23 protein-coding genes are annotated in these 26,951 nt (G+C 31.8%); 13 read left to right on the top strand and 10 right to left on the bottom strand.

The window, feature by feature from the left end; genetic code table 11:
- Positions 1-96: 96 nt before the first annotated feature.
- The 4 genes from RM542_RS06490 to RM542_RS06475 form a co-directional block, all read right to left on the bottom strand.
- Complete coding sequence (locus tag RM542_RS06490; protein ID WP_311384921.1) at positions 97-1,872, bottom strand: sodium:solute symporter family protein; 1,776 nt, start codon at positions 1,870-1,872, stop codon at positions 97-99.
- Between the two features lie 3 nt (positions 1,873-1,875).
- Positions 1,876-2,130, bottom strand: coding sequence for a DUF4212 domain-containing protein (locus RM542_RS06485; protein WP_311384920.1), 255 nt, complete (start codon positions 2,128-2,130; stop codon positions 1,876-1,878).
- 81 nt (positions 2,131-2,211) lie between these two features.
- Complete coding sequence (locus RM542_RS06480) at positions 2,212-3,165, bottom strand: phosphoribosylaminoimidazolesuccinocarboxamide synthase (protein ID WP_311384919.1); 954 nt, start codon at positions 3,163-3,165, stop codon at positions 2,212-2,214.
- A gap of 6 nt (positions 3,166-3,171) precedes the next feature.
- Positions 3,172-4,122, bottom strand: a complete 951-nt coding sequence (locus tag RM542_RS06475; RefSeq protein WP_311384918.1) for a PhoH family protein — start codon at positions 4,120-4,122, stop codon at positions 3,172-3,174.
- Positions 4,123-4,250: 128 nt separating this feature from the next.
- Here RM542_RS06475 and RM542_RS06470 point away from each other — a divergent pair, with 128 nt between their 5' ends.
- The 5 genes from RM542_RS06470 to dnaN all read left to right on the top strand — a co-directional run bounded on the left by RM542_RS06470 (position 4,251) and on the right by dnaN (position 9,009).
- On the top strand, positions 4,251-5,081 hold the full coding sequence (locus RM542_RS06470) for an SAM-dependent chlorinase/fluorinase (protein WP_311384917.1): 831 nt from the start codon (positions 4,251-4,253) through the stop codon (positions 5,079-5,081).
- Positions 5,082-5,378: an antibiotic biosynthesis monooxygenase family protein gene (locus tag RM542_RS06465; protein ID WP_311384916.1), complete on the top strand. Its 297-nt coding sequence runs from the start codon at positions 5,082-5,084 to the stop codon at positions 5,376-5,378. It begins immediately after the preceding gene.
- Between the two features lie 6 nt (positions 5,379-5,384).
- Positions 5,385-6,116: a gliding motility-associated ABC transporter permease subunit GldF gene (gene gldF / locus RM542_RS06460; RefSeq protein ID WP_311384915.1), complete on the top strand. Its 732-nt coding sequence runs from the start codon at positions 5,385-5,387 to the stop codon at positions 6,114-6,116.
- Entirely contained in the window at positions 6,113-7,783 is a 1,671-nt protein-coding gene (gldG, locus tag RM542_RS06455; RefSeq protein WP_311384914.1) for a gliding motility-associated ABC transporter substrate-binding protein GldG, read from the top strand. The genes gldF and gldG overlap by 4 nt, the downstream gene beginning before the upstream one ends.
- Before the next feature lie 107 nt (positions 7,784-7,890).
- Positions 7,891-9,009, top strand: a complete 1,119-nt coding sequence (dnaN, locus tag RM542_RS06450) for a DNA polymerase III subunit beta (protein ID WP_311384913.1) — start codon at positions 7,891-7,893, stop codon at positions 9,007-9,009.
- Between the two features lie 55 nt (positions 9,010-9,064).
- Here the strand turns inward: dnaN and RM542_RS06445 are convergent, their stop codons facing one another.
- Entirely contained in the window at positions 9,065-9,424 is a 360-nt protein-coding gene (locus RM542_RS06445) for a DUF4870 domain-containing protein (protein WP_311384912.1), read from the bottom strand.
- 84 nt (positions 9,425-9,508) lie between these two features.
- On the opposite strand from RM542_RS06445, the gene mnmE reads away from it, so the two are divergent.
- Positions 9,509-10,879 (top strand): tRNA uridine-5-carboxymethylaminomethyl(34) synthesis GTPase MnmE, encoded by a 1,371-nt coding sequence (gene mnmE / locus RM542_RS06440; protein WP_311385637.1) that lies wholly within the window; start codon positions 9,509-9,511, stop codon positions 10,877-10,879.
- A 50-nt stretch (positions 10,880-10,929) separates the two neighbouring features.
- Positions 10,930-11,664 (top strand): CpsB/CapC family capsule biosynthesis tyrosine phosphatase, encoded by a 735-nt coding sequence (locus RM542_RS06435; protein ID WP_311384911.1) that lies wholly within the window; start codon positions 10,930-10,932, stop codon positions 11,662-11,664.
- A gap of 2 nt (positions 11,665-11,666) precedes the next feature.
- On the opposite strand, the gene RM542_RS06430 is transcribed toward RM542_RS06435, so the two are convergent.
- From RM542_RS06430 to RM542_RS06420, 3 genes are all read right to left on the bottom strand, one after another.
- Positions 11,667-14,057: a polysaccharide biosynthesis tyrosine autokinase gene (locus RM542_RS06430; RefSeq protein ID WP_311384910.1), complete on the bottom strand. Its 2,391-nt coding sequence runs from the start codon at positions 14,055-14,057 to the stop codon at positions 11,667-11,669.
- Positions 14,058-14,073: 16 nt separating this feature from the next.
- Complete coding sequence (locus tag RM542_RS06425; protein WP_311384909.1) at positions 14,074-14,868, bottom strand: polysaccharide biosynthesis/export family protein; 795 nt, start codon at positions 14,866-14,868, stop codon at positions 14,074-14,076.
- A gap of 72 nt (positions 14,869-14,940) precedes the next feature.
- Positions 14,941-16,809 carry an SDR family NAD(P)-dependent oxidoreductase gene (locus RM542_RS06420; RefSeq protein WP_311384908.1) on the bottom strand — a complete coding sequence of 623 codons (1,869 nt, stop codon included), beginning with the start codon at positions 16,807-16,809 and terminating at the stop codon, positions 14,941-14,943.
- Between the two features lie 228 nt (positions 16,810-17,037).
- Between RM542_RS06420 and RM542_RS06415 the strand changes: the two genes are divergently transcribed.
- From RM542_RS06415 to RM542_RS06395, 5 genes are all read left to right on the top strand, one after another.
- On the top strand, positions 17,038-18,411 hold the full coding sequence (locus RM542_RS06415; protein WP_311384907.1) for a sugar transferase: 1,374 nt from the start codon (positions 17,038-17,040) through the stop codon (positions 18,409-18,411).
- 71 nt (positions 18,412-18,482) lie between these two features.
- Positions 18,483-19,499 (top strand): NAD-dependent epimerase/dehydratase family protein, encoded by a 1,017-nt coding sequence (locus RM542_RS06410; RefSeq protein ID WP_311384906.1) that lies wholly within the window; start codon positions 18,483-18,485, stop codon positions 19,497-19,499.
- Positions 19,500-19,562: 63 nt separating this feature from the next.
- Positions 19,563-20,558 (top strand): SDR family oxidoreductase, encoded by a 996-nt coding sequence (locus tag RM542_RS06405; protein WP_311384905.1) that lies wholly within the window; start codon positions 19,563-19,565, stop codon positions 20,556-20,558.
- Positions 20,559-20,564: 6 nt separating this feature from the next.
- Positions 20,565-21,905 carry a UDP-glucose/GDP-mannose dehydrogenase family protein gene (locus RM542_RS06400; RefSeq protein ID WP_311384904.1) on the top strand — a complete coding sequence of 447 codons (1,341 nt, stop codon included), beginning with the start codon at positions 20,565-20,567 and terminating at the stop codon, positions 21,903-21,905.
- 9 nt (positions 21,906-21,914) lie between these two features.
- A complete protein-coding gene (locus RM542_RS06395) occupies positions 21,915-23,192 on the top strand; it encodes a nucleotide sugar dehydrogenase (protein ID WP_311384903.1) in 1,278 nt (425 codons plus the stop codon).
- A 21-nt stretch (positions 23,193-23,213) separates the two neighbouring features.
- Here RM542_RS06395 and RM542_RS06390 read toward each other — a convergent pair whose 3' ends face one another.
- Both RM542_RS06390 and RM542_RS06385 read right to left on the bottom strand, forming a co-directional pair.
- Positions 23,214-24,782 carry a hypothetical protein gene (locus RM542_RS06390; RefSeq protein ID WP_311384902.1) on the bottom strand — a complete coding sequence of 523 codons (1,569 nt, stop codon included), beginning with the start codon at positions 24,780-24,782 and terminating at the stop codon, positions 23,214-23,216.
- 178 nt (positions 24,783-24,960) lie between these two features.
- Entirely contained in the window at positions 24,961-26,403 is a 1,443-nt protein-coding gene (locus RM542_RS06385; protein WP_311384901.1) for a lipopolysaccharide biosynthesis protein, read from the bottom strand.
- 164 nt (positions 26,404-26,567) lie between these two features.
- Here RM542_RS06385 and RM542_RS06380 point away from each other — a divergent pair.
- Positions 26,568-26,951, top strand: a 384-nt coding sequence (locus RM542_RS06380; RefSeq protein ID WP_311384900.1) for a hypothetical protein, incomplete at its 3' end; no start/stop codon positions are given.

Raw genomic sequence — 26,951 nt, 5'->3', positions numbered from 1 at the left:
AAAAGAAGCTTTAAGACTTGTATCTTATTTTCAACTTTGCGTACAAAAACATTATTTTTTAATTGAATGTATTAAAGCATGTCATTGTATATGGATTTAATGCTCAAGGGCGTCTCCAACCCCACTAGGTATTCTAATATTTTCAACAATTTCTTGAACCTCTTTAGGTGGAGGTGGTGTAAATCGAGAAATAAGCATTGCTAAAAAGAAATTTACTATCATTCCAACGGTACCAAAGCCTTCAGGTGATATACCAAACCACCAATCATTTGAAGTACTTGTCTCTGGGTGGCCTATCCAACCCAACTTAAAACGAGCAATATAGTATGTTGTAATAGCCAATCCAGCAATCATACCTGTAATAGCGCCTTCTCTATTCATCCTCTTGCTAAAAATACCCATAACAATAGCTGGAAAAAATGAAGAAGCCGCCAAACCAAAAGCCAAGGCCACTACTGAAGCAACAAATCCTGGAGGATTAATACCAAAGTACCCGGCAACAAGAACAGCTAAAACAGCGGACAAACGAGCAATTAATAATTCTTTTTTATCCGAAATTTCAGGTGCAAATTGTTTTTTAATTAAATCATGAGATATTGAAGTTGAAATTACCAACAAAAGTCCGGCGGCAGTTGACAATGCTGCGGCTAATCCACCTGCAGCAACCAAAGCTATAATCCAGTTGGGTAAACCAGCAATTTCCGGATTTGCCAAAACTGTGATATCTCGATCCACATAGAGTTCATTTCTTGTTAGGCTAGAATTTGAAATCAAGCGTTGCCCTACTGGACCTCTTAATTCTGAAAACATAGGCTTTTTACCATTTATTGCTGAACCTGGTAGGTATTGAATTTTCCCATCTCCATTTTTATCCGTCCAAGCAATAAGTCCGGTTTCCTCCCATTTTGTAAACCAATCAGGTATTTCGTTATATGGAGTATCTTGAACGGTTTCCATGAGATTTGTACGAGCAAAAACCGCTATTGCTGGTGCAGTAGTATACAAAATGGCAATGAAGAAGAGTGCATAGCCTGCTGATTTTCGTGCATCACTTACTTTTGGCACTGTAAAGAATCGTATAATAACATGGGGAAGGCCTGCAGTGCCTAACATCAAAGCAGCTGTAATAAAAAATACATCAGTAGTAGATTTTGAGCCGTCTGTATAAGCCGTAAAACCCAATTCTTTCATTAAACCATCTAACTTGTCTAAAAGATAGACCCCATCTTCACCAGCAGAGCCCATACCAATTTGAGGAACAGGATTACCCGTAGCCATCAACGAGATAAAGATAGCTGGAACCATAAAAGCAAAAATGAGAACACAATATTGCGCTACTTGGGTATATGTTATCCCTTTCATTCCTCCTAAAAAAGCATAGAATAATACTACTGCCATTCCAATGAAAACACCTGTATTGACCTCAACGTCTAAAAACCTTGAAAAAACAACACCAACTCCTCGCATTTGACCAGCTACATAAGTAAAAGAAACAAATAAGGCAGCAATAACGGCAACTGTCCTTGCGACATTGGAGTAATATCTATCACCTATAAAATCGGGTACTGTAAATTTTCCAAATTTTCTTAAATACGGAGCAAGTAATAATGCCAGTAAAACGTAGCCACCGGTCCAACCCATTAAATATACCGAGCCATCGTAACCTGAAAAAGCAATAATACCAGCCATACCTAAAAAAGAAGCAGCAGACATCCAATCCGCGGCAGTTGCCAGTCCATTAGCTAAGGGAGAAACACCGCCACCAGCAACATAAAATTCCTTTGTTGAACTGGCTCTAGACCATATAGCAATACCAATGTAAAGGGCAAAAGTGAGGCCAACAATAATAAAGGTCCAAGTTTGAATTCCCATAGCTTATTCGTTTACATTGAATTTTTTATCCAACTTATTCATCAATTTTACATAAATGATAATAAGTAAAACAAAAACATATATGGAACCCTGTTGAGCAAACCAAAATCCAAGTTTAAAACCACCCAGTCGTATTGTATTTAATTCCTCTACTAAAAGAATACCAAAACCATACGATACAAAAAACCAAATCAATAATAGAATGGTTAGATATTTTAAGTTTTCTCGCCAGTATTTTTTTCGGTGTTCAGCGTTCATGAAGTATTAGTTATTTCATGAAATATATGAATTCCTTTAGACAATTGAACAAAAGCCTGTTTAGGCAAGCTCACAAAAATTTTATTTTTTTTTCAAATAATCAGAAACATTTTGACCTATTCGCTCTTGAATGTTGGCAATGTTTGCTTTGTTGAATTCTTCACCCATGATACTTTCATAGAGTTCAATGTAACGCTCGGAAACAGATATAATGTAATCGTCAGACATCTCTGGAACCGATTGACCTTCCAAGCCTTGAAAACCATTAGTTATTAACCACTGACGAACAAACTCTTTTGATAATTGCTTTTGTGCTTCTCCTCTAGATTGACGTTGTTCGTAACCTTCAGCATAAAAATATCGAGAAGAATCTGGAGTATGAATCTCGTCAATGAGAACAATTTGCCCGTCCGTAGTCTTACCAAATTCATACTTTGTATCAACCAATATTAAACCACGCTTAACAGCTAATTCTGTACCTCTTTGAAACAATGCCTTGGTATATTTTTCTAAAATTTCGTAATCTTCTTTAGATACAATTCTTCTTTTGAGTATATCTTCTTTTGATATATCTTCATCATGCTCTCCTTTTTCGGCTTTGGTTGCAGGGGTAATAATAGGATTAGGGAATTTGTCATTCTCTTTCATCCCTTCAGGCATAGGCACCCCGCATATCATTCTTTTACCAGATTTATATTCTCTAGCAGCATGACCCGACATATAACCTCGTATCACCATTTCAACTTTAAATGGTTCGCAAGCTATACCAATCGCTACATTTGGGTCGGGGTTGGCCAGTAACCAGTTAGGAACAATATCTTCGGTTGCCTTCATCATTTTTGAAGCAATCTGATTTAATATTTGACCCTTATATGGTATTCCCTTTGGCATAACAACATCAAAAGCTGAAAGACGATCAGTAGCAATCATTACCAGAATATCTTTCTCTAGAGTATAGACTTCTCGAACTTTTCCTTTATAAATGGATTTTTGGCCTACAAATTGAAAATTTGTATCCATTATGGTATTTGACATGCTAAATTAATTTTGGTGCTCAATATTTTTATAAGCGTCAATGACTTTCTTGACGAGCTTATGACGAATTACATCTTTGTCATCTAAATAAATAATGCTAATACCTTCAGTATTTTTTAAAATAAGAAGTGCTTCTTTCAACCCTGAAATAACTCTTCGAGGCAAGTCTATTTGACCAGGGTCACCTGTCAATAGAAATTTTGCATTCTTACCCATACGTGTCAAAAACATTTTCATTTGAGCGTGAGTAGTATTCTGAGCTTCGTCTAAAATAACAAAGGCGTTATCTAAAGTTCTACCCCTCATAAATGCCATTGGAGCAATTTGTATAGTACCATCTTCAATATATTTTTCCAATTTTTCTGGAGCAATCATATCGCGCAGTGCGTCATACAAAGGCTGCATGTATGGGTCTAATTTTTCTTTTAAATCACCAGGCAAGAAACCAAGATTTTCGCCAGCCTCTACTGCTGGTCTAGTTAAAATAATACGTCGAACCTGCTTTTCTTTTAAAGCTTTTACTGCTAGGGCTACGCCCGTATAGGTTTTACCTGTTCCCGCAGGTCCAATGGCAAAAACCATATCATCTTTTTTACTTGCGTCTACCATACGACGCTGGTTAGCAGTTTGGGCCTTTATTAATCTACCACTTACACCATGTACCAGCACTTCGCCACTTGACTTTGAAGATTTTTCTTGTTCACCATTGCTAGTTAAAACACGTTCAATAGAATTTTCATCTAATTTATTATATTTAGCAAAGTGAGCTGTAAGCATATCAAATCGCTTGTCAAACTCCTCTAACAATTCTTCGTCACCATAAACTTTAATTTTACTTCCTCTCGCTACAATCTTTAGTTTTGGAAAATATTTTTTAAGGAGTTCTATGTTCTCATTTTGTTGCCCAAAAAAATCTCTTGGGCTAATCTCAGTAAGTTCTAATATCAGTTCGTTCAAAGAAAAATTACGATTTATTTGTTAGTGAATTTTTTTTGGAAAAACTTCTTCTTCCTTTTGTTTAATTTTACAAACAAACTTAATTAAAAAAGGCTTTTAAGAAGCAAAAACATATCAACAGTAAACCAATGGCAATTATAACACTCACAACAGATTTTGGCTATAAGGACCATTATGTTGCTGCCATAAAAGGCGCTATCTTAAAAGAAGTGCCTAATGCTAATGTTGTTGATATTTCGCATGCAGTTTCTCCTCTAGACATTCAAGAGTGTGCTTATATCCTTAAAAATACGTACCATTATTACCCTGAGGGTACCATTCACATTATAGGAATGGATTCTGAAGTATCGCCAGAAAATGAACATATAGCAGTTTTTATGAACGGGCATTACTTTATAGGAGCGAATAATGGTATCATATCTTTAATTGCTAAAAACACAAAACCTCAAGAACTCGTTGAAATAAGTCTACCGAATACTGAAAAAAACTCATTTCCAATTCTAGAAGTATTTATTAAAGTTGCTTGTCATATTGTAAGAGGTGGTAAACTTGGAGTGGTAAGTAAGCCATTTAATCGACTTAAAGAAATTAAGGAATTAGAACCGCGTATTACAAATGATGGTAAAACAATTATAGGGAACGTTATTTACACCGATAATTATGGTAATGTGGTTACCAATATTACAAAAACCTTATTTGAAGCTTACCGAAATGGTCGGGCATTTGAGATAATCGCTCGTCGCCAAAAAATTAATTCAATTCATCATAGTTACAATGGTATTATAAAATATGAATTGCCTGAAAATCAAAGATTAGGACCAAGTGATTTACTTGCGTTGTTTAATTCATCTGGGAATATTGAACTTGCTATTTATAAAAGTGATTTGAAATCGGTAGGTGGGGCTTCAACCCTTTTAGGTCTTAATCATCTAGACATGATAACCGTAAATTTTTTATAAATGTTGGTGAGAATCGTCAAATTAAGTTTTAAGAAGGAAAATATTTCTAGTTTTGAAAAAGTATTTGAAGAGGCTAAAACTCAAATTAGAGAGTTTGATGGATGTAATTTATTAGAATTATATCAAGACAAAAATAATCCCAATATCTTTTTCACCTATAGCTATTGGAATAATGAAAATGATTTAGAAAATTATAGAAATTCTGATTTTTTTAAATCTGTTTGGTCAAAAACCAAAGTAATGTTTGATGCAAAACCTGAAGCTTGGAGTGTTTCAAAAAAAGCCATTTTGAGCTAATATTATATGATTGCAATATTCAAAAAAGAAATAAAATCATTTTTCACCTCAGCAATAGGATATCTAATAATAGCCTTATTCCTTTTACTTACAGGTCTTTTTTTGTGGGTATTCAAAGGAAGTTTCAATATTTTTGATTATGGATTCTCCGATTTAAGTAATTTTTTTCTACTTGCTCCTTGGGTATTTCTTTTTCTTATTCCCGCGATTACAATGAAAAGTTTTTCAGAAGAGAAAAAGCTGGGCACTTTAGAATTATTAATTATAAAACCTATTAGTACTTTAGAACTGGTTTTTGGTAAATTTTTGGGAGCATTTGCATTAAGTTTAGTCGCTATTATTCCAACCACTATCTATGTCATTTCAATTCATAATTTAGGATTAACGGAAGGTAATTATGACGTTGGAGTAGTTATTGGTTCTTATTTTGGGTTACTTTTTTTAATAGCAACCTATACCAGCATTGGTGTTTTTTCTTCTTCTATTACTGACAATCAAATACTTTCATTTATTCTAGCCATAGTACTTTGTTTCTTGGTTTATTTCGGATTTGAATCATTAGCCTCATTAAGTACTAACGGGAATACACAACAATTTATAAAATCATTTGGAGCAAAAACCCATTTTGATAGCATTGCACAAGGTATTATTGACACCCGTGACATAGTTTACTTTGTAGCTTTAACTTTTTTCTTCTGCTACCTGACTTGTAATAATCTTAATACAAGTAGTAAATGATAAAAAAACATACGTTAACTGTTTTAAAAGGCATAGGTGCACTTTTGATTATTAATATCTTAAGCACTTATTTGTACACAAGAATTGATTTAACTGAAGATCAGCGTTATACATTATCAGAAGCAACTATCGAAACTGTAAAAAAGCTCAATTCTCCAGTAATAATTGATATTCTTTTAGATGGAAACTTACCTTCAGAATTCACTAAACTTAAGACCGAAACAGATTTATTATTAAAGCAGTTCAAATTTTTTAACAAAGAAATTCAATTTGATTTTGTTAGTCCTTTAGATGAAATAAAAGACAAACAGCAGGCAATAAATGAATTGCAACAGCTTGGACTTACACCGGCTAATGTCTCTATTGAAGAGGATGGAAAAGTTTCTAATGAGCTCGTTTTTCCATGGGCTATGATTAATTATAATAATACGACCATTAAAGTACCTCTTTTAAAAAATAAACTCGGTGCAACCACTGATGACAGAATTAATAATTCGGTTCAGCAATTAGAATATGCCTTTGCAGATGCCTTTACCAAATTGTCTTTGAAAGAAAAAAAGCGAATTGCTGTCATTAAAGGGAATGGTCAGTTAGATGATATTTACGTGGCTGATTATTTAACTTCTATTAGAGAATATTATAATATTGGTGCTATAACATTAGACTCTGTAGATAATAATCCTCAAAAAGTATTAGATCAACTTTCCAATTTTGATTTAGCTTTAATTGCCAAACCGACAGAAGCTTTTAGTGATGAAGAAAAATACGTATTAGACCAATATATTATTAAGGGTGGAAAATCTATTTGGCTGATAGACCAAGTTGTAATGGAATTGGACAGTCTTTTTAATGAAAATGGAGCCAATATGGCCTTGAGAAGAGATTTAAATCTTGATGATTTCTTTTTTAAATATGGTATTAGAATTAATCCAGTATTAATTAATGATTTATATAACACACCCATAGTTTTAGCAACAGGAGAAGCTAATGAATCTCAATACAATCCATTGCCCTGGGTCTATCACCCTATGGTATTCTCAAAGAATAATCACCCTATAAACACCAATATTGAAGCTTCTAGATTTCAATTTGCCAACGCTATTGATACCATAGCTAATAAAAATACAAAAACTGTATTGTTAAGCTCATCACCATTATCAAAGGCTGATGGCATTCCTAAACAAATCAGTTTATCAATTTTAAATGCTCAACCTAATAAAGAATCTTATTTACAAAAAGGAAACCTACCTCTGGTGGTTTTAATAGAAGGTGAATTCACTTCTGCATTTACCAATAGACTAAAACCAATTACGATTGATAAGCCAGTTGAACGTGGTGACCTAAACCAAATGCTAGTTATTGCAGATGGAGATATGATTAAAAATCAAATTAAAAATGGTCGACCGCTTACTTTGGGATATGATAAGTGGACAAACAACACCTATGGTAATAAAGAGTTCCTGATTAATAGTATTAATTATCTTCTTGACGATAATGGACTTATAAACATTCGAAATAAAAAAGTTGCTATTCCTCTTCTAGATATTGAAAAAATAAGCTCTCAAAAATCAATGTGGCAATTGATAAACATTGGTGTTCCCGTTATTATTACCTTACTATTTGGGGTCGTATTCAATTATCTTAGAAGAAAGAAATATACTAGCTAGGTGTTGATAAATTAGTTTTCTAAGCAAGTAGTTTTAAAATATCTTTGTTTTTAACCACAATAGCCCATTTAAAAGTTCTTGTGGTTTTAAAAATGTAAATTGACAGCATGAAATTTATTGTATCAAGCACTTATTTATTAAAACAATTACAAGTTTTAGGTGGAGTAATTAATAGTAGCAACACCTTACCCATTTTAGATAATTTTCTATTTGACTTGAATAAAAACAAATTGACTGTTTCTGCTTCCGACCTTGAAACAACAATGAGTTCGGTTTTAGAGGTTGACTCAGATTCTGAAGGGGCCATCGCTGTGCCTGCAAGACTTCTTTTAGATACTTTAAAGACCTTTCCAGAGCAGCCATTAACTTTTATAATCGAAGATAATAATACTATTGAAATTAGTTCTAATCACGGGAAATATGCTTTAGCTTATGCTGATGGCGCCGAATTTCCTAAGGCAGTTGAATTATCAAACCCTAGTGCCACAACATTGATGGGGGACATTTTAGCAACTGCGATTAACAAAACAATTTTTGCTGCTGGTAATGATGATTTAAGACCTGTTATGAGCGGTGTTTTTTTTCAGTTTTCAACTGAGAATTTAACCTTTGTGGCTACGGATGCGCATAAATTGGTAAAATATCAAAGACATGATGTTCAAGCTTCTGAGGTTGCAGAATTCATAATGCCTAAGAAACCTTTAAATCTTTTAAAAGGTATTTTGTCAGGTTCTGAATCGGAAGTTAAAATCGAATATAACGAGAGTAATGCGAAATTCAGTTTTGACGACACGGAGCTTATTTGTCGGTTAATTGATGGTAAATACCCTAACTATGAGGCTGTTATACCAAAAGAAAATCCAAATCAACTTTCGATATCTCGAAATCAATTTTTGAGTTCAGTTCGCAGAGTTAGTATATTTTCCAATAAAACAACACATCAAATTCGTCTTAAAATTGCTGGAGCGGAATTAAATATTTCTGCCGAAGACGTTGATTATAGCAATAAAGCAGAAGAACGCCTTTCATGTGCCTATCAAGGTGATGATATGCAAATAGGTTTCAATTCAAGATTTTTGGTTGAAATGCTAAATAATCTTACTTCTGATGAAGTTTCTTTAGAAATGAGTTTACCTAACAGAGCAGGAATCTTAACACCTATTGATGGATTAGATGAAGGAGAACACGTAACAATGTTAGTAATGCCCGTAATGCTAAATAGTTGAATAATCAACTTCAAATACTTAAAAAAGGTTGCATTAATTAATGCAACCTTTTTTATTAGATAAATTTAATAGTTAAAAAGTATGATGGATTCTCTCCATTTGCAGCTTTTACAGCATTAACTATAGGGACTACAAAACCTATAATTCCAACAGCAATTAAAGTTAATATTCCAAGTCCCAATAATAATATAGCCGGAATACTTAAAACTATATATAGTAACATACTCAATTGAAAATTGATAATAGACCTACCATGCACATCCATACCCTCAACAGTATTTTTAGAGGTAAGCCAAATTATTAAAGGCACTAAAAACCCTCCAAAACCAGTAACATAGTGCAATAATTGGCTTAAATGCGTTAACGACAGGAGACTATTGTCTTTTCTTAAAACTTGTTGATTTAATACTTCCATTTTTTGATTGATTTAATGATGTACTTATTTGTAGCATTTTTATTATAAATGTTACAAAGAATGGGTAATTCGTATTTTTGCAGTATGACATATAATGATAATATTATAGCCTTGGCCAGTGCTTCTGGTACAGGCGCTATAGCCGTAATACGTATTTCTGGAATAAACGCCATTGAAATAGTCGCTAAGCAATTTAAGTCTGTCAGAAATAAGAATTTAACAAAACAAAAGACTCATACTATCCATCTAGGACACATTATTGATGAAAATAAAATTATAGATAAGGTTTTAGTTTCAATCTTTAAAGCGCCTAATTCGTACACTGGCGAAAATGTGGCTGAAATATCATGTCATGGCTCACCATATATTCAACAACAAATTATTCAATTATTTTTAAGAAACGGTTGCAAAGCTGCTCAAGCTGGCGAATTTACCTTAAGGGCTTTTTTAAATGGTAAAATGGATTTAAGTCAAGCTGAAGCTGTTGCCGATTTGATCGCTAGTGATAGTGAGGCTTCACATCAAATAGCAATGCAACAAATGCGTGGTGGTTTTAGTAATGAAATTTCTAACCTTAGGCAGGAACTCTTAAATTTCGCATCATTAATTGAATTAGAACTAGATTTTTCTCAAGAAGATGTTGAGTTTGCTGACCGCACTCAATTCAATGAACTCCTAAGTAAAATAACAGAACTTTTAAAAAAGTTAATTGACTCGTTTGCTCTAGGTAATGTTATCAAAAATGGGATACCTGTAGCAATTATCGGTGAACCAAATGTCGGCAAATCTACGCTCCTTAATACCTTATTAAATGAGGAACGAGCTATTGTAAGTGATATACCAGGTACTACTCGTGATACTGTGGAAGATCAAATTACCATTGGAGGAATAAATTTTAGATTTATTGACACCGCAGGAATTAGAGACACAAATGACAAAATTGAACAAATAGGCATTACAAAAGCGTTTGAAAAAGTTGAGCAAGCTCGACTTGTTATTTATCTTTTTGAAGCAAAAAAAGATAAGCACCAAGCGATTGAAAAAATACAAAAAGATTTTCCTGACAAAAAAATACTTCTGATTGCAAATAAGATTGATGAAATTGATAAAAAGAGACAAGCTAAACTCCAAAGTAGGTTTAAACCTATTCAACTGGTTTCTGCTAAAACAGGGATTGGAATTAACAATTTAAAAGAAGAATTACTCAAGCTTTCAAATACAGGTGAGCTTGGTAAGGATGATACTATTGTGACCAATAGTCGTCATTATGACGCCTTGTTTAAAGCATTGGAAGCTATTCAAAAAGTAAAAGATGGCATTGAAGTAGAATTATCTAGTGATTTAATGACTATTGACATTCGCGAGGCTTTATATCATTTAGGTGAGATTACAGGAAGTGTTACTACAGACGATCTTTTAGGAAATATATTTTCTAATTTCTGTATCGGCAAATAATTTATTTACAAAAAAAGCATATCGTATCTTTATGGCTACAAAACTTAATCATGTTCAGTTTTTTTTCAAAAAAAGAATACTTAGTTGATTATCTAGAGGGGTTCATTGACATCCATAACCATATTTTGCCTGGAATAGATGATGGTGCGAAAACTGCAGAAGAATCTATTGATTTGATTAAGGGCTTTGGAGAATTCGGTGTAAAAGATTTTATCTGCACCCCTCATATTATGCATAATTACTATGAAAATACCCCTAAAACGATAAAGAAATCTTACAAAAAATTAAAGAAGGTCTTAAAGGAGGAAAAATATGATGTAAAATTGACTTATGCTGCGGAACATATGATTGATGATAATTTTGAACATATTTTAGTAAAAGATAAAATTTTACCTTTAAATTCAAATCATCTGCTCATTGAAATGTCTTATCTACAACCAAGTATTAATTTTGATGTATCTATTCAAAAGATTCAAAGCAAGCAATTTTTCCCTGTTTTTGCTCATCCAGAACGCTATCAATATTTAAATTGCGATTACGAAAAATATGAGTACTATAAGTCTAAAGGACTAAAGTTTCAAATGAATCTTTTATCTCTAAGTAATTACTATGGAAAAGAAATCAATAAAACTGCATTAAAATTACTCAATGATGGTTTGTATGATTTTATCGGCAGTGATGTACATAATTCTAGACATTTATCTAGTATCAGAAAAATAAAAATAAGTAAACAAACCGCAAGTCAGCTGCTAACAATAATTGATAATAATAAACTATTTTTATAGGCTTATTTACCCAATTGCCACCATTTTTTCTGTTTAACTCCGTAGCCGTAACCGTATTTACCACCATAGCCTAAATCAGAATTTTTAACCGCATTAACTACAAAGGCTAAATTTGGAAATTTACCTTCTTTCATTAACTGAATAGGAACTTCTAATATTCTTTTTTCGGTATATCCGGCTTTTGTAACATATATTACTTGTGAAACATAATTACTGATTAAAAGAGTATCACTAACGGCAATAACTGGCGCTGAATCAACTACTATATAATCATATTTGTCAGAAACTTCATCCAACAAATCCTTAAACCTGTCTTTCATCAATAATTCTGTAGGGTTTGGCGGAATCTTTCCTGAATAAATAACATCAATTTTTTCTTCACCTACATCAATATTTTGAATTATCTGTTTGCTAGAAAATTTTTCATCAAATAAATAGTCTGTTAAACCAACATTAGTATGCCTTGGTTTAGAATCTGTCTCTTTTGCCAATGATGAATTATAGAATTTATAAATCTTTGGGTTTCTAATATCAGCTCCAATTAAAAGAACTTTCTTTTTCGTAGTAGCAAGTATTTTTACAAGATTGGATGATACAAATGTTTTACCCTCACCCGGTATACTTGAGGTTACTAAAACTATATTAGCATGTGTTGAACTATTCTTAGTTCTTAATAAATAATCTAAATTGGTTCTCAAAATTCTAAAAGACTCCGCTAAAATTGAACGGTCATTACTTTCAACCATTTTAGCTTCCTTTCTTTCTAATTTAGGGAGCTCTGCTAAAACAGGGATGTTCTTCACTATATCTTCAACTCCAGTTTTACTGTGTACCTTATTATCCATTAAACTTGAAACGTAAACACCAGCAAAAGGCACAATAAAGCCTAAAAGGATTGAAGCTAAAAGTATAATTGGTTTATTTGGTGAAACAGGGTCAAAAGAATCGCTATATGCAAAGTCTATAACTTTTGATTTTGGTGTAGATGATGCAAAAGTTATTTGAGATTCTTCTCTTTTTTGTAAAAGATATAAATATAGAGATTCTGTTGTTTGCTGCTTTCTTGTAATATCTCTAAGGGCTCTTTCATTTTTTGGAGCGGAATAAATTTTTGAATTTAGTCTTGAGAGTTGAGAACTCAAATTATTAACCTGCAAATTTAAAGTATTGGTCATACTATTTAAACTTGATTGTAAACTTCGTTTTAAACCATTAAGCTCTTGATCCAAGTTGACAATTATTGGGTTCTTTTCATTTGAACTTTTCAATAATCTTTCTCTTTGGGAAACCAATTGATTCCATTTAGCTGTTGTTGCCGCGATTGAGGCGTCTGCTAAGCCTATATTGGATGGTAAAACCTCATAACCATCTTGAGACTCAACATAGTCTTTCATACTTGCCGCAATACTATATTGCGTTGAGACCTGCTGAAGCTCCTGCTGGTTCTCAGCACCAACTGTTAGATTTAAACTTGCCTGTGAAGCAATATCCGTTAAACCTCTATCAGTCTTAAAATCTTGTGCACTCTGGTCTACATTGGAAAGGTTTGAGTATATTTCAGCAATTCTATCTTCAATAAAACTTGAAGTTTTATCGGCAACATTTTTCTTGTCTTCGATAGCATTGTCATTATAGTTATTGATTAATGCATTTAAAATATCTCTACCTCTATCTGGTACTGGGTCTTTTAATGATAGATTCACAATGTTTGAAAATTCCTTAGACTGTTCAATTGCTGTGTTCTTTTTATAAAATTCTGCTATTTTAGAAAGCGGAATAACTTCAATTTTATACTTTTTACCACTTAACCTACTGACATCAGCCTGTTTAGGAAGAACGACAATGTCCCCCAATAGAGTTTTAATTTTATTACCAAACGAATAAGTTTTAAATTCATTTTTTTCACCATCCCTATCCTCTTTGAACTCAAATTTATTACTAGAAGTAACATTAATAAAATAATTTGCTTTTGAGTTATTGATTATAGAGTCTGCTTTAATAAAATTTAATTCAAATGGTATGTCTTCGTATAAATCAGAATCTTTAATATTGCCTAGTTCAAAGAACTTTACATTAAGCCCCAATTGATAAGCTACTTCAATAAAACTTGTTCTAGAATTTAAAATTTCTAATTCATCCTCAACCTTATTACCTCCGCCTGATAAAAAATTTAAATCTTTAAAAAGCGATAATTCCGGATTAGAACCATTCTCCTCAAGTATTTGAATTTTAGCGGCATTAGCAAACTGAGGTATGGCATACCGAAGATATACTAATCCACCAGCCACAAAAATAACAATGGATAGTAAAAACCACTTCCAATGCTTTGTATAGCTAGCGACAATCTTACTTATATCAATACTATTGCTAGTTAATCCGATGTTTGAATCCATAAAATTATTCTCGAATTTAGTTTCGTGTTAAAATCAAAACTGTAGAGGTAATTAGAATTGAGGCAATCGAAACAGCTATTGTTGCCCTATTATCTAAACTAGAAGAAGTAATAGCAGATTTATTAGGTTCAACAATTACTACATCATTTTGAGTCAAATAGTACACTGGCGACTGTACCGCTTTTTTTGAAGTCAAATCAATACGATGATAAATTTTTGTTCCATTAAAATCTCTAATCACCAGAACATTCTTTCTTAGACCTTTCAAAGTAATATCATTTGCAAGACCTAAAGCTTCCATAATAGTTATTTCTTCCCCATTAATTTGATAAGTACCTGGTCTATTTACCTCACCTAAAATAGTCACTTGAAAATTCTGTAATCTTATATTGATGATTGGGTTCTTTAAATAATCAGTAAGTTTTTCTCTTAAACTAATTCGCAATTCTTCCGGTGAAAGTCCTGCAATTTTAATTTTTCCTATGACAGGAAAGTCAATTTCGCCGCTTTGATCCACCAAATAATCTACTTGCTGTATAGTACCTCCGAGTTTCGTTACTTCTGATTGTGAAGGCGCTCTAAAAAGATTGAATGGAGCACTAGCTTCAGGGTTTAACGTAGAAATGTGAATGCTAACGACATCATCAATTTTAAATTTAGGAGCAAAATTGTCTTCATTCACGATTGTTTCAAAATTACTAACATCTTGAAAATAAACAACTTCTGATTTAGAAGCGCATGAATTTAAAACAATTAAAAATGAAGAAATTAAAATAAAATTAATGCAATTGACAAGTTTTTTGATGTTCATCGTAATGGTATATTTCTTACAAAAATAGTATATAAAGTAAACTCTTTTAAAATACATTTAAAATTATCATTCCTAATTGGTCTGTAGCTTGATAATTTTTTCTTTTTTGCCTTTGTCCAAGTATCTATTATACTCCCGTTTCCATTTACCTAACCCAAAATCTTCTATTAAGTCAAAAATCGGTTCAGAATCATTATCATCGAACAACACGTTTAAACAAATGTGCTCTACTTTTTGTTGTATTTTGTCTTTTGACAACTTCTTGTACTCATTTTCTAATTTCAAAAATTCTTCAGCTTTACTATATTTTTTTAAAGACTTGTAATTTTCAAAGATATTCTCTTCAATAAAATCATTTTTAAAACTACCTTCATTTAAAATGTTACCCTCAGGACCTTCTATAAGATTAATAATTTGAATTAAAAGCTCTGAATCTATCTTCGTTCCAATTGAAGTTGAAAAAGTACCTTTCTTAAATTCATCCTGATTAACTGTGAGAAAAAGAATAGTACTAACAACATCTTTCAAATTAGTAAATACTTCCTCCTTATAAATAAATTTCAAGTTAATTGGTCTATTTAAACTTAATTGACCTTTAATGTAATTTACTTCTGAGTTTTTGGTATCATAAACCTTATTAAGTCTCAAAGAAATAAAATCAGTTTTTGAACTTTTTTCATTTAAACTTTCAAGATATAGTTCAGCGAGTCTCTTGCTAACCTCAAGTGTTGTTGTTGGTTTAAAAGCTTTATTTGAAGAACAGAATACAAATTTTTCGACCTTAAATTCTTTAGCTAAATCTGCAATTAGTTTTGTAGAGGTAAGGTTTTGTTGTATCGTCTTATTTTGATTTTCGTCTAAAAACTCCAGAAATGTGTTACCTGCAGTATGAATTACAATCGAAGGTTTAAAATCGTCAAATAAATTTTTCATCAATTTTTTATCCTTGATATCTAAGAGTTTTGGGATAATTTCTAACGAAGAAGAATTACTTAAAAATCCTGATATATGATTCAAACTAGATTCTGAATTGTCAATTAAAACAACTCTTGCATTAATATTGAGTCTGTATAGCCTTTTTGCAAACTCACTACCAATAGAACCTCCGGCTCCTGTTATAAATATTGTTTTGTTCTCTAGTCTTGCTAAATCACTTTGATTGAATAAATTATTTTGAATTTGATTTGGAAAAATAGTCTCATAGTTTAACTCTGCAATTTCGAATTCATCCAAATCGTTAATAGATTTTATTGGAATTCCTAAAGAATAAATTTCATTTAGTGTTTCAAAATAACTATCTGAGTTAGAGTTTCGATTAAGCATAAATAATTCAGCGATTTGTTTTTCCTCTACGTAATCCGATAGCTGTTTTAAATTTTTATCACCATTAACACTTGTAAATATTTTAAGAAGGTTTCTGTTTTGGTCCTCAAACTTTCCTGAGACATTTGCCAAAAAATTATTATCATATTCTTGGTCCGTTATTAAAACAACTTTTATTTGAGGTCTGAACTTAGAAGAAATACGTCTTTTAATGTTTTTATATAAAAACCTTGATGCCACTAATGCTGAAAAACTTAAAACACTATGGACTATGATGATTGAAAGCGGCACCATCAAATCATTCTCTAAAACCAATTTTCCATTAATAACAACCAGAACTATTGTTAAAATATTAGCTAAACATATAGCGTTAAAAATACTATAGACTTCTCTTATCCGGTCGTATTTAACTATTCCCTTATATATTCCAATAAACAAAAAAATCATTGATGTAATTGCCACTACAATAGGCAACTGTACTAGCATTGTATGGCTACTAATATCTGGAAGAATAAAAGAACATAAAGCATAGGACAAAACAAAAGACATTGCCGTAAGCAAAACGTCTATAAAAAAAACTAAACCTATGGGGAACAACCTTTCATGAAATACTTTCATTCGTTGTGATTTATTTAATTTGAAAACAAAAATAGGACAATTGCATTGCTTAAAATGTCTTTTAAAAGTCTTTTCGTTAAAGAAGTAAAAAAATCGGACGTTTGAATATTTTTTATCAAAAAGATTGCGTTTTTGTTGGTTAATTTTTAATTCTCTGGACATATATTTTTTAAATTTATACTAGCTTTTCTTTCATGACGTTTTAAAAGAGCTAAATACTAACTACCTATGTCCAATAAAACGATATTGAATGCTATCGAAAGAAAATCCATTTTATTTATTGGAGACTTTCTCATTATTGGTTTTTCTTTACGTAATTTCATTTTAAGAGCAATTGATTATCAAGATGATGAAACTTTAACAACAAAGGTTTTGATTTTTATTATCGGTTTAGTTGCTTATTTTACAATAGCTTATGTTCTGGACTTATATAATTTAGAAAAAGCACCCAAAACCCTAACGTTAACTGCAATTCGTGTTTTTTCTATTGCCTTCATTTTTACAATAGCCGAATTCATTATCACAACCATTATTTTTGATTTTGCATATTGGAGAATACATCTTGCTGTTTTTACAATATTTTGTCCTATTCAATTGGTTTTATGGAGGCTATTATTTAATTACATTTTTAAATTCGTTCCAATAACCAAAAGGGTACTATATCTCTATGATAATACTACAGAAGATTCGCTCAACAAGAATATAGGTTTGATTAATGGTGATGACGAAAAAGAAACACATCACAAAGTAGTCTCCACCTATCTAAATAATGAAATCTCTGAAGCTGAGAGTGATTTAAATGATTTAAAAAAAGATGTAGATACTTGGATTATCAATACTAGAAATTACAATCATTTTAGCCCAAAGATGGAGCGAAAAATGGTTAATTCAATTTTAGAGCGTAAAGACATCATTACTTACACATCCTTCTATGAAAGTATTTATGAGGCCTTACCAATTGATTCGCACAACGATAGTATATATGAAATACTCCAATTAAAAAATAATAAAATTAGATACGTTCAAAGTATCACCAGTTTCTGCTTCAATTTTATTTTAGCCTTTTTTACAGGAATAGCCTTTTTCAGTGTGGTACCCTTTGTCTATATAATGAATATTTTCTTTAATCGAGGGCCACTATTTTATGCACAATTAAGAGTCGGTAAATATGGTAAGGAATATAAAGTTTATAAGTTTAGATCAATGGTTGTTAATGCCGAAAGCAAAGGTGCTCAAATGGCAACTAAAAATGATGCAAGAATTACCAAGTTTGGAAAAATATTAAGAAAATTCAGGATTGATGAACTACCTCAAATATTATCGGTTATTGAGGGTAATATGGTTTTCATAGGGCCAAGACCCGAGAGAAAGGTTTTTGTTGATAAACTTAATGAAGTTACACCTTTTTACAATGTTCGTCATTTAGTTAAACCAGGCATAACGGGTTGGGCTCAAGTCAAATATAAATACGGAGAAAACATGGAAGATTCAATCCGTAAACTTGAGTATGATTTATACTACATCAAAAACAAATCTGTTGTGTTAGACTTAAGAATCATTTTTAAAACCGTTACTACCATACTTTTCTCTAGAGGTGTTTAAAATACCTTTGATTTCAAGTTTTTTTATCATTTATTTCAATATGATTATTGATATTTGACAAAAATTTTTTAATGAAAATTTTAATTACTGGAGCGGCTGGTTTTATCGGGTTTAATCTCTGTAAAAGTTTAATGAATTTAAAATCCTATGAGCTTATAGGTATCGACAATATCAATGATTATTATGATAGCGAACTAAAATATGACAGATTAATTGAACTAGGTATAGCACCTAAAAAGGCTTCTTCTTTTAATACATTAAGTAGTAGTTCGCTTAACAATAAATTCAAATTTGTACGAGTTTCTCTTGAAGACAAGACTTCTTTGGTCAAAATATTTAAAGATTTTCAGTTTGATATTGTTTGTAATTTAGGAGCTCAAGCAGGGGTTCGATATAGCATTACAAATCCAGATACTTATGTGAATAGTAATATTATCGGCTTTTTAAATATCCTAGAATGTTGTAAGGATTTTAAAGTTAAACATTTAATTTATGCTAGTAGTTCAAGTATCTATGGGCTTAATAAAGAAATCCCATTTTCAACTAGCTCAACCACTGACAAACCTATAAGCCTATATGCTGCTTCAAAAAAAAGCAATGAATTAATGGCTCATACTTATAGTTATTTATTTAAATTAAAAACAACAGGGCTTAGATTTTTTACAGTCTATGGGCCATGGGGAAGACCTGACATGGCTATGTTTTTGTTTGTTGATGCCATTATAAAGGGTAAGCCAATTAAAGTATTCAATAATGGTGATATGGAAAGAGATTTTACTTACATTGATGATATTGTGGAAGGCATAAAATTAGTTATTGATAAAAAAACAAAAAACTCTCTATATAAAATATATAACATTGGAAGAGGAAAATCGATTAAACTGAATCATTTTATTGAAGTTATAGAGAAAAGACTTGGGAAAAAAGCAAATAAACAACTTCTAGAATTACAGCCTGGAGATGTTTTAAAAACATGGGCTGATACCTCAAGTTTTAGAAAAGATTATGGTTTTGAAGCGAAAACAGGTGTTGAAAGCGGGGTGACGTCATTTATTGAATGGTATAAAAAGTATTACAAGCAAGAATAATACTTATCTCGTTACAACATTTATTATTTAATTAGGTTAAGATTAAAAACATTAATATAATATATGAATATTTCAAGATTAGGACTCTCTAAAGAATTTAAAATATTAGTGACAGGTGGGGCTGGTTTTATTGGGTCTAACCTTTGTGAAGCACTATTAAATAATGGTAATACTGTCGTTTGCCTAGATAATCTAGCAACCGGCAAGGAAAATAACATCTCCCATTTAAAATCAAGTGAAAATTTTACATTTATTAATGGTGATATAAGAAACATTGAAGATTGTCACAAAGCCTGTAAAGGCATTGACTACGTGCTTCATCAAGCAGCGCTAGGTTCCGTTCCGAGGTCAATAAAAGATCCAATTACTAGTAATGATGTAAATGTTTCGGGTTTTTTAAATATGTTGATAGCATCGAGGGATGCCAAAGTAAAAAGATTTATGTATGCTGCTAGTTCTTCAACATATGGTGATTCAAAAGGTTTACCAAAAGTTGAAGAAGTAATTGGTAAACCATTATCTCCTTATGCTATAACCAAATATGTAAATGAGTTGTACGCATCAATTTTTAATGATACTTATGGACTAGAAACTATAGGGTTAAGATATTTTAATGTTTTTGGTAGAAAACAAGACCCTAATGGTGCTTATGCAGCGGTAATTCCAAAATTTGTTATTCAATTAGTAAAGCATCAATCACCTAAAATCAATGGTGATGGAACGTTTTCAAGAGATTTTACTTACATAGATAATGTAATTGAAGCCAATGTTAGATCGATAATTGCTGACTCAAGCGCATCAAACACTGTATATAATGTTGCCTTTGGAGAACGTACATCATTGAATGAATTAGTTGATATGCTAAAAAAACTCTTATCTAAATTTGATGAAACTATTAATGATGTTTCTATAATTTATGGTCCTGAACGACAAGGAGATGTCCCCCATTCTTTAGCTTCTATTGAAAAAGCAAAAAAAGGGATAGGTTATGCACCCCAGTTTAGTGTTTCAGCCGGTTTAAAAGAAGCTGTAAATTGGTATTGGACTAATCTAAATTGATAGAAAATGAAAATTGTTGTTATTGGTAGCGGTTATGTTGGTTTAGTCAGTGGTACTTGTTTTGCTGAAATGGGCAATTCAGTAACATGTGTTGACATTGATTCTGAAAAAATTGAAAATTTAAAAAAGGGAATACTTCCAATTTTTGAACCAGGATTAGAAACTATGGTTAAAAGAAATCTAAAAACTCAAAACCTGTGTTTTTCAACAAGTATCGAAAATGTTTTAGATAATAGTGACTTTGCTTTTATAGCTGTCGGTACTCCAATGGGGGAAGATGGCTCTGCGGATTTAAAGTATGTTTTAGAAGTAGCTCAGACTATCGGCACTAATATGAACAGTCCATTAACAGTAGTAAATAAATCAACGGTGCCCGTAGGTACTGCTGATTTAGTCAAACAAACTATTGAAAAGCAATTAAAAAAACGGAAACTTGATATCGCATTTAGCGTTGCATCAAACCCAGAATTCTTAAAAGAAGGAGATGCCATAAATGACTTTATGAAACCAGATAGGGTCGTGGTTGGCACAGATGATGAGTTGGTGTCAAAAAAAATGAAAAATTTATACGCTCCATTTTTTAGAAGTACATCAGATAGATTCATAGCAATGGATGTGAGATCAGCAGAAATGACAAAATATGTGGCCAATGCAATGCTTGCTACCAAAATTTCATTCATTAATGAAATTTCAAATATTTGTGAGTTGGTAGGTGCAGATGTCAATAAAGTGAGAATTGGTATTGGATCTGATAAAAGAATAGGGTATAGTTTTATTTATCCCGGCAGCGGTTACGGAGGTTCATGTTTTCCGAAAGATGTCAAAGCATTAACAAAAACAGCTGAAGCTAATGGATATACTCCTAAATTAATTCATGCTGTGGAAGCAGTAAATAATGAACAAAAACTAGTCATTGTCCATAAGATAATTAATCGATTTGGTGAAAACTTAAGTGGATTGGAGTTTGCTATATGGGGTTTATCGTTTAAACCAGGAACTGACGATATGAGGGAAGCCCCTTCCATTTATATCATTAATGAATTAACTAAAAAAGGAGCCAAAGTTAGGGCTTATGATCCCAAAGCCATAAATGAAGCAAAAGAATTTTATCTAAAGGACAATAAAAACGTCACATATTACGATTCTAAATATAGCCCATTAAAAAATTGCGATGCTCTAGTTTTACTAACTGAATGGAAAGAATTTAGAGCACCTGATTTTAATGAGATAAAAAAAGAACTCAATAATGCTATTATCTTTGATGGTAGAAACCAATATAATGAAGAATACCTTGCAGAATTAGGGTTTGAATACTATCAAATTGGTAAAAAATTTACAAAAAACTAAACTTCTTACATGAAAAACATAAAGATTTCAATTATAGGATTAGGCTATGTAGGCTTACCGTTGGCAAGGTTATTCGCCACTAAATATCCTGTTATAGGTTTTGATATTAATACCAAACGTGTTGAAGAATTACAGAAAGGTCATGACGACACCTTGGAGGTGGAAGATGAAATCTTAAAAGAAGTTTTAAAAACAGATGATAGTTCAGTTAATGGACTATTTTGTACATCAGACAAAAAACATTTATCGACATGTAATTTTCATATAGTAACAGTACCAACGCCAGTTGATAAAACTAACAGGCCCATTCTTACTCCATTATATAAAGCAAGTGAAACTGTTGGAAGTATACTGAAAAAAGGTGATATAGTGATATATGAATCTACCGTATATCCTGGAGTTACCGAAGAAGAATGCGTACCAGTACTAGAAAAAATTAGCGGCCTTAAATTTAATCAGGATTTTTATGTTGGGTATTCCCCGGAAAGAATTAATCCGGGTGATAAAAAACATACTGTTGAAAAAATATTAAAAGTAACTTCAGGATCAACACCTACCATTGGAAAAGAGGTAGATGATTTATACAATTCTGTTATAGAAGCTGGTACATATTTGGCAACAAATATTAAGGTTGCAGAAGCCGCAAAGGTTATTGAAAATTCCCAAAGGGATATAAATATTGCTTTTGTCAATGAGTTGGCCAAAATATTTAATTTAATGGATATTGATACTCATGCGGTCTTAGAAGCAGCAGGCACTAAATGGAACTTTCTGCCATTTAAGCCAGGTCTGGTTGGTGGTCATTGTATTGGAGTTGACCCTTATTATCTAGCTCAAAAAGCTCAAGAATATGGATACCATCCAGAAATAATTTTAGCCGGTAGAAGATTAAATGACGGTATGGGTAAGTATGTAGCATCTGAAGTTGTAAAATTGATGGTTTTAAATGACATCAAAGTAAAGCAAAGTAATATTCTCGCACTTGGTATAACTTTCAAAGAAAACTGCCCTGATGTAAGAAATACAAAAGCAGTAGATGTTATCAACAACCTAAAAAGCTATGGTACCAATGTTGATGTTTATGATCCTTGGGCTACTTCAGATGAAGTTAAGTACGAATATGGACTTGATTTAATAAAAGATATTTCTGGTAAAAAGTATGACGGAATTGTTTTACTTGTATCACATAAACAATTCTTAGATTTAAATATGAGTGATTTTCAAAAACCTAACAGTATAATTTATGATGTAAAAGGTATTCTTGAAAATGCTGACCAAAGACTATAACTTGACTATAATAAAAGATTATTATGGTAAAGTAAATCCTAAATTAGATGTGGTACTATTATAAAACTTGGCATCAAGTTCAAAATCAGGATACAAGCCGTTTTTACTTCTCGAGTTGATTAAATCTGAAATGTTTTCAAAATTACAACTCTCAAATATCGTATTCCTATTTGGCCTATTGATTTGGAATAAAACCTCCAAATTTTCAAAACTACAATTGGTAAAAGTGTTGTCAAAGGCCTCAGTGTAAATAACATCCCAAAAATAAAAGGCAACACCATATTCCATACCTTTAAAAGTGCAATTTATAAATTCATTATGGTGACCTGCATTACTTGCTCCGTCGCCATCACCATCTATCCAATCTTCAAATTTAACTCCTCCAGCAGCTTTCTCTACAGTAACATTTTTAAATGTGTTATGATGAGCTCCATTAGCAACACTTATACAACCTACATGTTCATCTCGTCCAATGACAATTGAATCTTCAACTAGGTTTTCCGTCACATCATCAAAGCTAAGTTCAATTCTTGTGTTTACGACTGTACAATTTCTTACAATATTGTTATTCGCCCCATCTTTCAAACAAATCCCATGGGCTATATGATGCATACCCTCCGCCCTTTCAACATAAATATTATCTAAAATTGCATGACTACTATTTGAAGAAATTAAATAATAGTAGTCTGTGGCGTTAATACCATTGTCAGAATATACTTTATTATTGTAGTGTTCGGTGTATTCGCTGCCATTTTCAACAATGACTCCGCGCATTCCACAATTTATTGCCAAACAATCCCTAACTACATTATAATCACCGTCATCAATTGTCAACCCTTGTCCAGTCATATTAAACCCGGAATTACCATCTTTATCGCTATTTTCAATATAAAAGTCACCAGCATCTGTGGTGATAATATTTTTAAAAACACAATACTCTCCCCCCCTATTTACAATATTACTCTTGTAATATTGTACTTGTAAATTTTCTAAATGAATGTAATCTTTATCAAACATTCTGATGGCACTTCCAAGACCAATGTCATTAGTGCGGTTTCCGATAAATGTTGGTAAAATATTTGTATCAAAAGAATCATTATTTTGTTTATAGTCCTCATAAGACACCGTAGCGGCTCCATTACTAATCACATCTAACGGAAACTGAAAATAACCGATAAAGAAAATTCCTCCTTCACTATTACCAGAATTGGTTACTAATAAATCTACATTGCCATAATTACCGGCTTTTATAAATATGGTATCCTTGGCTTTTGCAGTTCTAAAAGCATGTTCTACACTCCAAGGTTCTTGCTCTGTTTTACCACTGTTTGAAGACTGCCCATCAACACTTACGTAAAATACGTTTTCGCTATAAATAAAATTTTCGATTGGCTCTGATTCATCGTCATTTGTTGAAGTATCATCTGCGGGCAGTTCTTCCTCTTCAGTTTCATCAGAATTATCGTCAATCTCTTCCTCAGAATTTTGTTCTTCCAATACATCTTCAATCAAGGAGTCATTTAATTCTTGTAGGGTTTGATAGAAATCACTCTCAGAGGCGCAAGAAAGACATACATTTAAAAGTATCAATAAAAGAAAAAAGGCTTTAAATCTATATTTGAAGGAAATAGGTAATATTTTCATTTTGACAAAGACGTCTCCAAGTGTTCTAAACTTATATTCATTTCAAAAATCGTCAAAAGGCATATTTTAAACGTTAAAATCACTATTTTTTCGATGAAATACACTAAAAACAATTTTAGTAAGCTTATACCAACTTTGAAAAGACACCTTGTACTTTTTGATAGACTTCATCAAACTCAGGTAAATTTAAGAGTCTTGACCCAAGAATGAATACAAAAATTCCAATTATAATTTGCAAGATAAATGTTATTAAATCAGACAATTTAAAATACAAAATTGAAAACATGATTAATGATGTTACTATGGAAAGGAATAATATTGGTAAAATATCCATAAACTGTTCCTTCCAAGAATATCCGATCAATTTTCTAGTATAAAAACTATTGATGAAAAATTCAATAAATGCAAAAAACACCAAACCATAAATCATAAATAATATACCCAATTTAATTGAAAGAATAATGATTGGAACTAGGATTAGTTTTTTTATTACCTCTAGGCGTAGATTTAGATTGGAATGCCCTTTAACCAATAATAAATTTAGGTGCAATATTTGTAAAGGATAAAGCAATCCAGCTATACATAATAATTGAAAATATAATATTGATGTTTCCCATTTTTCTCCAATAAGCAAAAATACCATAGGCTTAGCCATTGCAATTAAACCCAGAAGGATTGGAAAATTTATATAAACTGCAAATCTTATAAATTTTTGAAAAGCTATTTTTAATCTTTCTTCATCGTCCTTTATTGTAGAAAGAATTGGAAAACTAATTCGTTGTATTGCTGCTGTAATATTACTACTTACCGGTGTTTTGAATTGTTCAGCTCTAGTATAAAAGCCTAAACTAGCAGTTGAAAAATACTTTCCGATAACAATGTAAAATATATTATGATAAATAGTATTAATCATATTGGCTAAAAGTAATTTATAGCCAAAATCAAATAGTTCTTTGAAACTGTTATATGAAAACAACCATTTTGGGCGCCAATCATTGGTAATCCAATAGACAATACAAACTATTGCAGGCCTTACAACAGCCAATGCAACTAAACTCCAAACTCCATATCCAGCATAAGCCATTATTAATGCGCAAATTCCAGAAATAGCGGCGGCAGTTACTGATACTATTGCTTGTAACTTAAATTTTAAAAATTTGGTATATTGAGTTTTGTGAATTAATGAAAGTGCGTTGATAATTAATACAGCTCCTGCAAGTTGTAAAATTTCTTTTAGAATCGGAGTTTCAAAAAATGAAGCAATTATTTCAGCTGTAAAATATAAAAGAATATAAAGCCCAAAAGCAGTAATTAAATTTATAAAAAAAACTGTATTGTAATCCTTAACGCTAACTGTTGTTTTTCTAATTAAGGCACTTCCAAAACCGGCTTCAACGATAATATTTGCAATAGCAAGAAAAACAGTTAGATAACCTATTATGCCAATCTCTTCCGGTGAGAGTATCCTCGCCAAAACAATTCCTACAATGAAAAGAAATCCTTGACTTACAAGACCATCTAGAATAGTCCAATTAAAGCTAGAAATTGCTTTGTTTTTTAATGACATAACATTAAATGTGTTAAAAACCACAAAAAACGTGAATTCGTTTATTTTAACGATTGTTTTTTTTATTTATTTCTTAATTTTAAATCCCTTTGAGAATTTCCTACAAATAAGTTACGGTAAAGCAGTTCCCCCATTTTATAAAATAAACTGGTTAATCTGTTCGTATGACAAAGTTAATTGGCAAGACAAATACTACTTTTTCTTTCCATTCTATAGTGATGATGTTACTATGGCTATTTACTTTTCATCATTCTTTGGTCGCTCAAGACAAATCACAAGATGGAGATTGGAGTGATATCATTCCTTTAGAGGTAATACCCGTTGCGGTGTCTAATTTACCTGATGGTAAATTGATTGTATGGTCCGCGAAATTCAGAGAAACTTTCAATCTCAATCAAGACGGGATGACTTTTACTGAAATCTATGATCCGTTTATAGGAAAGATAGGTGCTGGTGAAGGTGAAATCTTAACTAACTTAAATCATGACATGTTTTGTCCAGGCATCAACAACTTGCCTGATGGACGTATTTTATCTGCTGGGGGCACA

Origin of the sequence: Croceitalea sp. P059 (assembly GCF_031846365.1) — a bacterium.
Taxonomy (GTDB): Bacteria; Bacteroidota; Bacteroidia; order Flavobacteriales; family Flavobacteriaceae; genus Croceitalea; species Croceitalea vernalis.
This window is presented reverse-complemented; position numbering and strand designations above follow the sequence as displayed.